The organism is Psychromonas sp. KJ10-10, assembly GCF_047323245.1.
GTDB lineage: Bacteria > Pseudomonadota > Gammaproteobacteria > Enterobacterales > Psychromonadaceae > Psychromonas.
In genome coordinates this window covers 4,205,606-4,218,178 of record NZ_CP178826.1, presented here as the reverse complement: position 1 = coordinate 4,218,178, position 12,573 = coordinate 4,205,606, and the positions used below count along the sequence as shown (strand labels likewise).

Genomic DNA, 12,573 nt, shown 5'->3' with positions numbered 1-12,573 from the left:
TATGCAAAATACAAATAATCATGAGGTTATTTTATCGGTTAAAAATATGGTTAAAGATTTCCCATTAGGGCAATCCAGTAGCAATAATTTAATGCGTGCCATGAATGATGTGTCATTTGAGCTGAGAAAAGGTGAGGCACTCGCCATTGTTGGAGAATCGGGCTCAGGTAAGAGCACTGGCGCTCGAATTCTAACGCGAATTTATGATAAAACAGCCGGTGATATTTATTTTAAAGGTGAGCCATTAGACAGTTACATTAAGAAAAATGGTTCTTTGGAATATGCCCGTCAGGTGCAAATGATTTTTCAAGATCCCTTTGGATCACTAAATCCTGTGCATAGTATTTATCACCATATTGCTCGCCCTTTAACGATTCATAAGCGAGCAGGGAAAGAGGCAATTCCTACTTTAGTTTATGAATTACTAGAGATGGTAGGACTTTTTCCAGTTAAGGAAACAGCAGAGAAATACCCTCATGAGCTAAGTGGTGGACAAAGACAACGTGTTGCGATTGCTCGCGCATTAGCCGTCAGCCCGGAAGTAATTTTAGCGGACGAGCCTATTTCGATGCTAGATGTATCAGTACGTTTAGGTATTTTAAACTTAATGGCGGACTTAAAAGATAAGCACGGCATTTCCTTTATGTACATTACACACGATATTGCTACGGCGCGTTACTTTGCTGAAAAAACAGCGGTGATGTATGTGGGGCATATGGTGGAATGGGGCCCTAGTGACAGTGTCACACAGACACCTCAACACCCGTACACACAGTTATTGCTATCAGCAGTGCCTGAAGCAGGTAAAAGTGGTCGTAGAGAGTTGGGGGCAAAAAAAGGCGAAATACCTTTATGGAGACCAAGCAGTAAAGGTTGCCCATTTGCATCGCGTTGTTACAAAGCAAGCGAGAAATGTGCAGAGTCTATTCCAGCGCCAACCATGATATCGGAAGGTCATTACGTGCGTTGTAATCATTTATAAATTTGATTGTTATTTTTTTAAGAAGCGCTTGAAAGCGCTTACATGGATTTTAAATTATGAGTATTAAACAAAATCAAACAAAAACAACTGCTGTTGAAGGGCAATTCGTTAATTTATTAGGCGAGCGTTATTATAAAATTGCTAATGTTGATCAAATGGCACCTTTTTTCATCAGTGTGGTTTCTGCCAGTGATCATTGGTTATTTATTTCCTCGACGGGCAGTTTATCGGCGGGACGTATTCGCCCAGAAAATGCATTATTCCCTTATAAATCAGTAGACCATATTCATGAAAGTGCTGAAAATACAGGATCTAAATCGATTTTTAGGGTTAAACAAGGCGACACAGTTGCGCTGTGGGAACCCTTCAATCCACACCATGATGGTTTATATAATGTTGAGCGTAATCTTTATAAAAACAGCATTGGTGATAAATTAGTTTTTGAAGAAATTAATCATAGCTTAGCGCTTAAGTTTCAATATAGCTGGAACAGCAGTGAAAAGTTTGGCTTTATTCGTCGTAGTGAATTAAGCAATTTAAGTACTGAAGTTCGTGACATTGAAGTATTAGATGGTTTACAAAATCTATTACCTTCAGGTGCACCTTTAAATGCATTGCAAACACGTAGTGCCTTGGTTGATGCTTATAAATGGAATGAACAGGTGGAAGGCAGTACCTTGGCGATTTTTAGCATGTATGCCAAGTTAAGTGATTGTGCTGATCCTGCGGAGTCATTATTGGCCACCACTGTATTTAGTCTCGATAATAATGCTAACCAACATAAAAATGAACAAATCTTATTAAGTAGCCAGCAAGTTAATGCCTTCCGTAAAGGCTTAGAAATTAAAAATGAAACGTTAACCAAAGGTTTGCGTGCGAGTTACCTGATTCATAAATCTATCCAATTAGCTGAATCTGAAGCTCTGTCTTGGTCAATTGTTGCAGATATTGATAAAACCCATGCGCATATTAGCCAATTAAAAACAGCGTTATTAGCGCCGAGTAAATTATCAATAGAGCTTGAGCAGAGTATTGCTGATAATCAACAAGAGCTGATTGGCCTTATGTCAGGAGCAGATGCTTGGCAACTTACGGCTGAAGAAAATACCAGTGTTCATCATTACGCTAATGTGCTGTTTAATAATATGCGTGGTGGAGTATTTGAAAACGGATACCTACTTGAGAAAGCCGATGTAATTAAAACAATGGCAAAAACAAATAGGCATGTCGTTAATCAGCATGGCGATTTCTTTGTCGCTTTGCCTACTACTTTTACTCATGCACAGTTAGTTGAACAATCCAAAGCAACGGGTGATAAACAACTTGTACGTTTAAGTTATGAATATTTACCTCTGACCTTTGGGCGTCGTCATGGCGATCCAAGTCGCCCTTGGAATCACTATGAAATTAAACTTAAAGATGAAAATGGTGAGCGTTTACTTTCATATCAAGGCAACTGGCGTGACATATTCCAAAACTGGGAAGCGAGTGCTTTAAGTTACCCGGGTTTTATTAAATCTTTCTTAGCTAAGTTTGTGAATGCTTCAACTGCGGATGGTTATAATCCATACCGTATTACTAAAGATGGTATAGATTGGGAATTATTAGAGGAAGATGATGACTGGAGTAATATTGGTTATTGGGGTGATCATCAAATTATCTATCTTCTTAAATTCTTAGAATTAGCCGATAAATTTGAGCAAGATGATTTAATCGAATTATTACAAAGTGACATCTTCAGTTATGCCAATGTGCCATACGATTTATGTGGCGTAGAAGCGTTATTTGCAAACCCTAAAGACACGGTTGTGTTTAATCATGAAAGACAAGCACTAACAGAGCAACGTTTTGATGAAATTGGTAGTGATGGCCGTTTGATCATGAATGCCGATAATCAAGTTTATATGGTTAACTTGATGGAAAAAATACTGGTTCCTTTATTAGCTAAACTGAGTAACTTGGTGCTTGATGGTGGTATTTGGCTAAATACACAACGACCAGAATGGAACGATGCAAATAATGCAATTGTAGGTAATGGTTTATCGATGGTTACGCTGTATTACATGCGTCGTTATGTTGCATTTATGCAAAAGTTAATGCCTAAAGCATCCAATGAATTTAGCCTTTCAAAGGAAGTATTTGATTGGATGTTAGCGATAACTAACATTCTAAGTAATGCTTCAAAAGAGATCCGTCAAGATACGTTAACGCGTCAAACCCGCAAAGCTATCTTAACTCAGTTAGAAAAATCATCAGCCGATTACCGCGATAAAATATATCGTCAGAATGGTTTTTCTGGAAAAACAAAAGTTGAAACCGAAGAAATTCAACGCTTCATGGATGTGTCATTACAAGTGTTAGAGTCAAGCTGTCGTAATAACTTACGTGAAGATGGTTTATATAATGCTTATAACATTCTTAGCAGTTCAGCAGAAAGTTTAGCCTTTGAAGAGTTATACCCAATGCTTGAAGGGCAGGTTGCAGTACTGAGTTCTGGTGTTTTGAAACCTAAAGAAGCGGTTGATTTATTAGAAAAGCTGTTTGCGAGTTCAATGTATCGAGCAGATCAAAATAGCTTTATGCTGTACCCAGATCGGGAACTAAAACCTTTTGTCCAAAAAAATAATTTGCCACAAAAAGAAGTGCAACAAAGTGTTTTATTAACGCAAATGATTGAGGGTAATGACAAACGTATTATTACCCAGGATGATCAAGGTGAGTATCACTTTAATGCCGCCTTCGAAAATAACAGTTATTTAAAAAAGGCGATGTCAGTGGTAAAAGCGGACTATCCATCTGCGAATGATAGCGACTGGTCTGCTATAGAAGAGTTATATGAGCAAGTATTTGACCATAAATCCTTTACAGGTCGTTCCGGTACCATGTTTGCCTATGAAGGACTAGGGTCTATTTATTGGCATATGGTTTCTAAACTGTCGCTAGCGGTGCAGGAAAACTATCAAAAAGCCTTACTTGAAAACCCTCAAAGCAAAGAAGTTGTGGCACTTGCTGATTACTATTACAAAGTGCGTGCGGGTATTGGTTTTAATAAAACACCAGAAAATTACGGTGCCTTCCCAACGGATCCTTATTCGCATACTCCTAAGCATGCCGGTGCACAGCAACCAGGTATGACTGGTCAAGTGAAAGAAGAAGTGATCACACGTTTTGGTGAATTAGGACTAGAAGTCATTGTTGGTGGCATAGTGATTAATCCATCACTATTACATAAAGCGGAATTTTTAACTGAGCCAGTGAATTTTTCTTGCCAAAATATCCAAGGTGAAACACAAAGTTATGTAGTCAAAATTGGAGAGTTAGCATTTACTTACTGCCAAGTTCCTTTCATCTACAAAATGGATGAGAAAGAACAAAACATTGATATACATTTTACCGATGGCACTATGCAGTCATTTAGTGAGTTAAGTTTAGCGCCTTCAATATGTGAAAAACTATTTCAACGCAGTGGTGAGATTAAGAAAATAATTGTGACATTACCGATGAACCTATTAAGGTAAACAAATAAACTGGCATTATTAAGCGACAAAATAAAAGGCCCTAAATTTATTAAATTTAGGGCCTTTTTTATGCTTGTATTTAAAAAGGAATTAACTAATAAAAAATTTTTATTTATTAAGATTTTTAACTGAATCTCGGCAAATTAATTCTGGTGTTAGATTGGTTTTTAATTTGTGATTTTTCTTTTTAAGTAATGCGAGTAAGCCAATAGCCGCTTCATTACCCATTTCAACAATAGGTAGATTCATGGTGGTTAATTTAGGATTAATATATTGGCAATAACTATGATTATCGAAACCTACAATGGAAATATCTTCTCCGACTTTTAGATTTCTTTCACTGCAAGCATCGTAGACTTTAAGGGCAATATGATCATTTTGACAAAAAATGGCCGTCATTCCATTATCTCTTTGGAATAAACGATCAATGACATCAGCATTACCTTGGTGGTCAAAACGTCCTTCAATGATTAGGTCAGGATCATAACTTAAACCAAACTCTGTAATGGCATTTCTGTAACCCTGTAATCGATCTCTACTATCAATTTTACTCATTTGTCCTGTGATACAAGCAACTCTTGTATGACCATTTTCAAGTAAATGTTTGGTGGCGAGATAGCCACCTAGTTCATTATTAATGGTAATACACTGAGAGGAAAGCTCAGAACCATAGCGATTTAAAATAATCGTTGCTGGGGTTTCTTTAACAACTTGAATTAACTCATCATCGGATAATTGATCCGCATGAATAACCAGTCCATCAACACGCTTAGCCTGAAGAAAGTTAATAGAATTGGTTTCTCTATCCTGTGATTCTAAGCCACTTGTCACGACAAAGTGTAGATTATGCTTACGAATGGTGCTTTCGACGTTATGCATTAATGGCCCATAATAGGGGCCATCCAAACTACCTACTAGCATACCTATACTATTAGAACGGTTTGAAGCAAGTGCCTGTGCAACTGCATTTGGCTTATAACCTAGCTCTTTAATCGCGACTAATACTTTGAGCTTATTTTTTTCTGAACAGAAGAGTGACCATTAATGGCTCTTGATACCGTTGCCTGTGAGACCTGAGCAAGCTCTGATACTTCCTTGATTGTGACCAATTTTAGATCCTCATACAAATTAATATAAAATGCATTATTATTAAAATTTTATTAGATTGAATATTATAGGAAAAATCATTTCATTATGAGTTTTGTGCATCAAACTCACCTAAAGAATTAGTATGAGTTCACATTATACTCCCTTTATCATTTCTCTTATTAAATAAGCCCCTCTATTTTATTTAAAAAGCGACTTTAATTTAAGTCCTTTTGTAGGATTAATATAAAGTATCCTAATGCAAATTGTTATTACTAATGTGAACTAAAACAACTGAAAGCGCTTACTTTAGGGTTTGGTCACATTATAGCCCTCATTTATTATTTATAATCCTTCTTAAGTTGATATTCACTCTCTTGTTAAGTTACCAAGGATAATTTAATAGTGGGCTTTGTGGATTTTTATCAATTTATTTTTTCCTTAAAAGAAAGCGCTTACTTGGTGTTTTCAAATATTAAGCAGAACCTTATTCATATAAAAACTATTATTGACGACGAGTGGAGTGAAAATGAAATTATCTAAAATTACCCTAGCTTGCCTATTGGCAACATCTGGCGTATCTATATCAAGCCTTGCAAATGCTGAGATCACACAGGAATATGAATTCGGTGGTTATGTGCGTACCGGCTTGTATTACAGTGTTGAAAATGATTATAAAAGTATCAATGGTGGCGGTCAAAAAGAAACATTAGGGCGTCTTGGCTTGGAGTTTGATGATGATGCTTCGTTAAATGTTGGTTCACTATGGTCATTTGATAACGGTAACGAAATTCGTGTGACAGCAAGTATTGATGATGATGCTTCATTAGGTTATAGCCTTGAAATGACGGGGATCACACCAAGTGGAACCTTATGGGGCGGTGATACAGGTTACGGTAAAGATAACTATATTTTCATGACAGACTTTTTTTATACGGATATGTCAGGTACTGGTATTGGTATTAAAGGCATTGAAGTAGGCGACTTGTTAATTGATACCGCTTATATTGCTAGTAATCGTGATGACGATGATTATGATCTTGATGATAGCAGTTTTGCTAATAATGATAATTTAGATAATTACCTGCATACCTTTAATGTTGCTGTTACTTATAATTCTTGGGAAGTGAGTTTATCTGGTAAAGCCATGGTAGATAACTGGGATGAAGACGGCACTGAATATGCAGAAACTGGTGCAGATATTACCGTCATCTACACGCTTGATGATTTCTTTTGGACGGGGAGTGGCCAAGGTACCATTATTGCTCAAGCAGGTGTTGGCCTAGGTTTCTGGTAACTTACTTGGTGGCACAATTAATGATTATAACGCTTATGGGCCAGGATCATTATTCCAAGGAGAGCATTCAGATTGGGTCGCTTGGCATCCTGCGGGGGGTAAAGCAACACGCCTAATTAGCTATGTTGATGAAAAAGATACCTCTGCGCGTTTATTAGTTTGGGGTGGTTATAATTTTGATAATGGCATCAGTGTTTTCCCGTCACTACAAGCGCAATATAATGATCACTATGAAAATGATTTTGGATCATATGATTTTTGGGCGTCAGCAATGGCGCGCGCTTACTTTCCTGTGAATGATGTGATGTTTGTACAAAGTGAAGTGGGTGTGGTTTTTAATAACTGGAATGGGGACAGTTATAAGCAGAAAAAAGTGACACTCGCACCAACTTTTATTATGGGAACTGGTCGAGTAACACCTGAGATCCGTTTATTTGCAAGTTACATTGATAATGCTTGGACTGTCGATGATGGTGGCTCAGATATTATATTTGGTACTCAAATTGAAGTGAATTGGTAATTACACCTTCTTTCATTAGTTATCTTTCTAAAAGGCTATCAAGTTTTCGGTGATAGCCTTTATTTTTTATGCCCTTTTTCATTCAAGATACAAAAAATGCATATTCAATGGAAACGGGTAAATATCCTATCAAAATGAGTGCAAGTTATGTTTTGTCGTAAAATATGGGTGTTGTTTGCTATGTTTCTTGGCAACCATTTTATCAAGTCACGTTATGTTGAATGAGATTGACCCCATCAATTTAGTTGTTAAATCTAAAGTACCTTATTTTCAAGAATGGCCTGCTATCCAAAGTAGCATTAAAAAAGATCCTGCCATGGAAGAAAAAATAACCAAAATATTGTCGTTGATGACCTTAGAAGAGAAAGTTGGACAGATGATCCAACCTGATTTACGTCAAGTGACACCCGCAGAAGCTAAAAAATATAAATTAGGATCGCTACTTAATGGTGGCGGTGGCTGGCCAAATAATAATAAATACGCGAGTGCTCAAGATTGGGCCTTAGAGTCTGATAAATATTGGTTAGCTTTACAGGAGGCGTATCAAGGTCGAGGGTTTACTGTTCCCTTTATGTGGGCAACAGATGCCGTTCATGGTCATAACAACGTATTCAAGGCAACGGTTTTTCCTCATAACATAGGTTTAGGTGTCGCTAATAATCCTGACTTAATTTATCAAATTGGCCAAGCAACGGCGCAGGAAATTGCGACGAACAGGTCTTGATTGGACGTTTGCACCAACCGTGGCAACACCGCGTGATTATCGTTGGGGACGTGTTTATGAAGGTTACTCGGAAGATCCTGAAATTGTTTATCAATATGCAGGACGAATGGTTGAGGGTATTCAAGGTGGAGCCGAGGGACTTGCTGGCCAACATCATGTTATTTCTAATGTAAAACATTGGGTTGGGGATGGTGGTACTGAAAATGGTGTGGATCGTGGCGAGAATCATTACTCGGAAGATTATTTACGTAATATTCATGCAACGGGTTATTTTGCTGGTTTACAAGCAGGTGCTCAGGTGGTTATGACCTCATTTAACTCATGGCACAATGAGGCCAATTATGATCAAACAAGTGAAGGTGGATATAATAAAAAACTTCATGCAAGTAAGTACTTAGTTACCGATATACTCAAGAATAAAATGGGTTTTGACGGCATAGTGGTAACCGATTGGAATGGCCAAGGCGAAGTAAACGGCTGTACTGCGTCTAATTGTCCTGTCGCTGTTAATGCAGGAAATGATGTGTTTATGGTGACCGCACGTAGTGACTGGCAGGCATTTTATAGAAATGTTATTGAACAAGTTAATACTGGTTTAATTCCACTTTCTCGTATTGATGATGCAGTGACACGTATTTTACGAGTGAAATTACGTGCTAATTTATGGCAGAAACCTAAACCTTCAGAGCGTTCTCTGGCTGGGCAACAGGCATTGTTGGGATCTGATGAACATCGAGCATTAGCGAGAGAAGCGGTTAGTCAATCATTGGTTTTGTTAAAAAACAAGAATAATATTTTACCGCTTTCTGTAGATCAAAAAATATTAGTTACGGGTAGTGGCGCTAATAATATTCAAAAACAAACAGGCGGTTGGTCACTGACTTGGCAGGGTAATGAAAACAAGCTTGATAAAGACTTCCCTGGTGCAACCACTATGCTGATGGCGGTAAAAAACATCATCGGAAAAGATAAGGTTATTACTAAAGTTAGCGATGCTGATCAAGATACCATTGCATTAGTTGTTATTGGTGAAGATCCCTATGCAGAAATGTTCGGTGATATTAAAGCTAATAAAACCTTGGAGTTTTCAAGTATTAAACCCACTTACCTTGTTGATTTAGAAAATATTAAGTCCCTAAAGGTCGCTGGTTTAAAAGTGATTACTGTTTTCTATTCTGGTCGCCCTTTATATGTGAATGAAGAAATTAATCATTCCGATGCCTTTGTGGCAGCCTTGGCTACCTGGCACTGAAGCGGGAGGTATTAGCGATGTTCTGTTTAATCAAAAGGGCAAAGATTTTACCGGGCGTTTATCCTATTCTTGGCCAATGAAAAAGTGTTCTATAAGCATTAACCGTGTTGCGCCACATATACATAACTATAAAACACCAAAAACAGAGCAAGATATTAAGGGGGAACACAAGCCATTATTTGCCTATGGTTACGGGCTTTCCTACGACTCAAGGATGTTACAAACTAATGATTCTAGATAATCTACCACTTGATACACGTGATTATGGTTGTGGTCAGAGTGAGCCTGATAATGGTATCGCCACAGCAAATTTAGAGATATTTGGCCGTCATGCCTCCGATGAATTTATTGCAAGGATTGGAGGTGCGAGCAAATAATTGGGCGGGTGTAGATGTTTCAAAGGGTAATAAAACTAGTGTTGAAGGGCTAACAACGACGCCAATTAACTATAAACATCAACAGGATGCACTAAATGTTGTGTTTGATGGAAAAAATGTAGCACAGCTTTATCTACAAACCGTAAATTCCTCCAGTATGGATAAAAATGCCTATGTTAATGCCAATGCTACTTTGCAGTTTGATATTCGTATGCATCAACTTCCAGTGAATAAGGTCAATATTGCCATGCATTGCCAGTGGCCATGTTTGGGTGAAGTAAATATTAAGGACGCATTGCCTGCGGTTTCCAATGAATGGTCAACCATTAAAATTCCTCTAAGCTGTTTTGTGAAAACAGGCATGGATTTCACGTCGCTGAACCAGTGCGTTTTTAATTTCCTCTGCCGAAATAGTGGACTTTGATTTAGGTGAGATACGCTTTGTTCCTAATGCGATTGATAAAGCAAAGGATGCAATCAGTTGTAATCAATAATTAAGTATTTTCTTTTAACAAATAAAAAGGAGCTTTGCTCCTTTTTTTCACCTTAATTTTGCTCTCTGTTGGTTATGTAAAATCTAATTGGAGAAGTTTAAAATAAAGTTAGGGGCTTATGAAGTTAATACGATCAAGGGTAACTTTGTCATTTAAGAACTCCTTAAGACTCTTTAATCACCAGTTTCACTATTGAAAATAGGTGGAAAGAGATAAAAATAAAGAGAATTTTTAGGTAAAAAAAGGGCTGAATTATTTCTGAATTCAGCCCCTTTTTACTTATTGAGTAATTATTGAGTAATTGTTAGATAATAGAAGTATTAGATTTTATTTCGCATATTCAAAGCGAATATTATCCATTTTTAAGGTCATCGGCCCTAAAGGTTCAACCACTAACACATTACCGATCTCACTGATATCAGCTTTGCCGGAAGCATATCGGTTACCATTTCCAATCAGTTCTGCAACGTTAATACGCACTTCGCCCCAAGTACCTTCTGCTGGTTGTTGCACGGAAATATCACTGGCATTTGGCCAGCCACTATCCATTTTAACTAATAACTCTGTACCACTTTTTTTACTTTCTACTTTTAAGTCAAAGACCAATTGACCGTTATCCATCCAATGTGAAAGGTTGCTTCTTTGTGCACGTAAATAAACATTACCACCATCGCCGGTTTTGGTTATTTCCCATACTTTACCGCGTACCTGCTTCTTCTACTTCTTGCTGTTCAACAGCACCATCGGGATCATATTCAGCAAAGGCAATGTTGCTAGATAAAGAGTCTTTATATACTTCGAATAAAGGTCCTTTACCGAAATTTGGATCATCAGGTACAATTTCTGGCTCACTAATACCCTCTACGAGCTTAGCTTGATCGGAAATAGAAGCACAGCCTTTACCTTTCCAACGATCTGCTGAGCATCGGTAAACTCTTACATAATCAACTGCCATTGTTTGTGGAAAAGCTGATTTATCAATGCCACCTTCATTTGCTTTGGTCGCCCAGTTTCCACCAACAGCAAGATTTAACAATAGGTGGAATTTTTGATTAAAAGGCGCGCCTTCTCCACCACTAACAAGGTTACCATCTTGTTTATATTGGCTATACCAACCATCTTGTCTTTGAGTTGCGTAATGAATATTATCTATATACCAGCGGATCTCACCTTCTTCCCATTCAATACTATAAGTATGGAAATCATCACCAGGGTTTACGTTACCCGGTAAATGTGTCGCTTGACCACTATGCACATTATCTGGCCATGCTTTACCATAGTGTAGTGTCCCAAAAACTCTCGATTCCTCTTCACCTAAAACAGCGCCTGTTTCTGTAGATTGAGCTTTTAAGTTAACGGCTTCCATAATATCTATTTCACCTGACGTCGCCCAACCTCCAAATACGTAATCAGTAGGTAACATCCAAATAGCTGGCCAAGTACCTTGACCTGTTGGTAATTTTGCTCGAATATCAAATCGACCGTATTTCCAATCACCTTTATTCATAGTGCGTAGTCGAGCAGATGTATAAGGCAGACTAGTGGTGCTTTTTGTATTGCCATCAACATTGTCAGGACCAGTAAAGCGTCCTTTTTTTGCAACGATATGTAATTTTCCATCTTTTACAAAGGAGTTACTGGCTCTGTCTGTGTAACATTGCTGTTCGTTGTTACCGCCTCCCCAGCAGTTTTCTTCATGGCTCCATTTACGTTTGTTAATTTCGTCACCATCAAATTCATCACTCCAAATTAATTGCCATTTATCACTTGGCGTAATCGGATCTGCTGTTAATTGTAGCGCTGGCGCACCAGAGGTTTTTAGAAGGGCTTCCTCTGCATTACCTCCGTCACCATTAGATGCACAACCTGCTAATGTGACTGCTAATGCAACAGCAGATAATGAGGTCTTTACATACGGTATTTGTTTCATTATTCAATATCCTTAAGTAGTTATTTGAAAGCGCTTTCTTTTATATCATTAAATAAATTAGGTTGAAATATAACTAGCAACTTAGTTGTTATCTGTCTATTTATTTGCGAGACACTTCACAATGGTTTGCTGTTTTTAGTGTTTTTTAAAATATTTTTAGTAAGCGCTTCCCTAATTTTAATTAAATTTTGTATGCATATTAACAAGTATTAGCTCGTTTTTTGTTTAATGTATGTTTTAAAAGTGATTACTGATTATTATTAAAACTCTGTTAGGCATTAAAGATTTATACATTTAATCAAATGCTTAGTGTCTTTCATTAATAAAAGTTATCTTTTTGTTTTGGTGTTAAGTTGTTGATATAAATCATATTTAACATTTATTTTAAGAAGG

At 37.4% G+C, this 12,573-nt stretch carries 13 protein-coding genes; 9 read left to right on the top strand and 4 right to left on the bottom strand.

All coding sequences use genetic code 11. The annotated features are described in order from the left end of the window. The first annotated feature begins 1 nt into the window (after position 1). Together ACLKMH_RS24105 and ACLKMH_RS24100 are read left to right on the top strand one after the other, a co-directional pair. Positions 2-982, top strand: a complete 981-nt coding sequence (locus ACLKMH_RS24105; RefSeq protein ID WP_413700272.1) for an ABC transporter ATP-binding protein — start codon at positions 2-4, stop codon at positions 980-982. Between the two features lie 56 nt (positions 983-1,038). Beyond that, entirely contained in the window at positions 1,039-4,500 is a 3,462-nt protein-coding gene (locus ACLKMH_RS24100) for a hypothetical protein (RefSeq protein WP_413700271.1), read from the top strand. 108 nt (positions 4,501-4,608) lie between these two features. Here the strand turns inward: ACLKMH_RS24100 and ACLKMH_RS24095 are convergent, their stop codons facing one another. Both ACLKMH_RS24095 and ACLKMH_RS24090 read right to left on the bottom strand, forming a co-directional pair. Then, a complete protein-coding gene (locus tag ACLKMH_RS24095; RefSeq protein ID WP_413700270.1) occupies positions 4,609-5,421 on the bottom strand; it encodes a substrate-binding domain-containing protein in 813 nt (270 codons plus the stop codon). Positions 5,422-5,498: 77 nt separating this feature from the next. After that, positions 5,499-5,609, bottom strand: coding sequence for a LacI family DNA-binding transcriptional regulator (locus ACLKMH_RS24090; protein WP_413700269.1), 111 nt, complete (start codon positions 5,607-5,609; stop codon positions 5,499-5,501). Positions 5,610-6,115: 506 nt separating this feature from the next. Here ACLKMH_RS24090 and ACLKMH_RS24085 point away from each other — a divergent pair. From ACLKMH_RS24085 to ACLKMH_RS24055, 7 genes are all read left to right on the top strand, one after another. After that, on the top strand, positions 6,116-6,883 hold the full coding sequence (locus ACLKMH_RS24085; protein WP_413700268.1) for a carbohydrate porin: 768 nt from the start codon (positions 6,116-6,118) through the stop codon (positions 6,881-6,883). 16 nt (positions 6,884-6,899) lie between these two features. Continuing rightward, the gene (locus ACLKMH_RS24080) at positions 6,900-7,403 is read left to right on the top strand and encodes a carbohydrate porin (protein WP_413702462.1); all 504 of its coding nucleotides are present in this window, start codon (positions 6,900-6,902) and stop codon (positions 7,401-7,403) included. 214 nt (positions 7,404-7,617) lie between these two features. Then, positions 7,618-8,127, top strand: coding sequence for a glycoside hydrolase family 3 N-terminal domain-containing protein (locus tag ACLKMH_RS24075; protein ID WP_413700267.1), 510 nt, complete (start codon positions 7,618-7,620; stop codon positions 8,125-8,127). Further along, positions 8,108-9,379, top strand: coding sequence for a glycoside hydrolase family 3 N-terminal domain-containing protein (locus tag ACLKMH_RS24070; protein ID WP_413700266.1), 1,272 nt, complete (start codon positions 8,108-8,110; stop codon positions 9,377-9,379). Before ACLKMH_RS24075 ends, ACLKMH_RS24070 begins: the two co-directional genes overlap by 20 nt. After that, on the top strand, positions 9,345-9,620 hold the full coding sequence (locus tag ACLKMH_RS24065) for a hypothetical protein (RefSeq protein ID WP_413700265.1): 276 nt from the start codon (positions 9,345-9,347) through the stop codon (positions 9,618-9,620). Before ACLKMH_RS24070 ends, ACLKMH_RS24065 begins: the two co-directional genes overlap by 35 nt. Further along, on the top strand, positions 9,607-9,756 hold the full coding sequence (locus ACLKMH_RS24060) for a hypothetical protein (RefSeq protein ID WP_413700264.1): 150 nt from the start codon (positions 9,607-9,609) through the stop codon (positions 9,754-9,756). The genes ACLKMH_RS24065 and ACLKMH_RS24060 overlap by 14 nt, the downstream gene beginning before the upstream one ends. Continuing rightward, positions 9,743-10,180 (top strand): putative glycoside hydrolase, encoded by a 438-nt coding sequence (locus ACLKMH_RS24055; protein WP_413700263.1) that lies wholly within the window; start codon positions 9,743-9,745, stop codon positions 10,178-10,180. Before ACLKMH_RS24060 ends, ACLKMH_RS24055 begins: the two co-directional genes overlap by 14 nt. A gap of 397 nt (positions 10,181-10,577) precedes the next feature. On the opposite strand, the gene ACLKMH_RS24050 is transcribed toward ACLKMH_RS24055, so the two are convergent. Both ACLKMH_RS24050 and ACLKMH_RS24045 read right to left on the bottom strand, forming a co-directional pair. Continuing rightward, positions 10,578-10,871 carry a hypothetical protein gene (locus ACLKMH_RS24050; protein WP_413700262.1) on the bottom strand — a complete coding sequence of 98 codons (294 nt, stop codon included), beginning with the start codon at positions 10,869-10,871 and terminating at the stop codon, positions 10,578-10,580. 76 nt (positions 10,872-10,947) lie between these two features. Beyond that, on the bottom strand, positions 10,948-12,180 hold the full coding sequence (locus ACLKMH_RS24045; RefSeq protein ID WP_413700261.1) for a glycoside hydrolase family 16 protein: 1,233 nt from the start codon (positions 12,178-12,180) through the stop codon (positions 10,948-10,950). Between the last annotated feature and the right edge of the window lie 393 nt (positions 12,181-12,573).

Excerpts from the sequence above, each read along its gene's own strand:
- ACLKMH_RS24105 (WP_413700272.1), top strand. The coding sequence starts at position 2 with ATGCAAAATACAAATAATCATGAGGTTATTTTATCGGTTAAAAATATG.
- ACLKMH_RS24100 (WP_413700271.1), top strand. The coding sequence starts at position 1,039 with ATGAGTATTAAACAAAATCAAACAAAAACAACTGCTGTTGAAGGGCAA.
- ACLKMH_RS24095 (WP_413700270.1), bottom strand. The coding sequence starts at position 5,421 with ATGCTAGTAGGTAGTTTGGATGGCCCCTATTATGGGCCATTAATGCAT.
- ACLKMH_RS24085 (WP_413700268.1), top strand. The coding sequence starts at position 6,116 with ATGAAATTATCTAAAATTACCCTAGCTTGCCTATTGGCAACATCTGGC.
- ACLKMH_RS24075 (WP_413700267.1), top strand. The coding sequence starts at position 7,618 with ATGTTGAATGAGATTGACCCCATCAATTTAGTTGTTAAATCTAAAGTA.
- ACLKMH_RS24065 (WP_413700265.1), top strand. The coding sequence starts at position 9,345 with ATGCCTTTGTGGCAGCCTTGGCTACCTGGCACTGAAGCGGGAGGTATT.
- ACLKMH_RS24060 (WP_413700264.1), top strand. The coding sequence starts at position 9,607 with ATGATTCTAGATAATCTACCACTTGATACACGTGATTATGGTTGTGGT.
- ACLKMH_RS24050 (WP_413700262.1), bottom strand. The coding sequence starts at position 10,871 with ATGGATAACGGTCAATTGGTCTTTGACTTAAAAGTAGAAAGTAAAAAA.
- ACLKMH_RS24045 (WP_413700261.1), bottom strand. The coding sequence starts at position 12,180 with ATGAAACAAATACCGTATGTAAAGACCTCATTATCTGCTGTTGCATTA.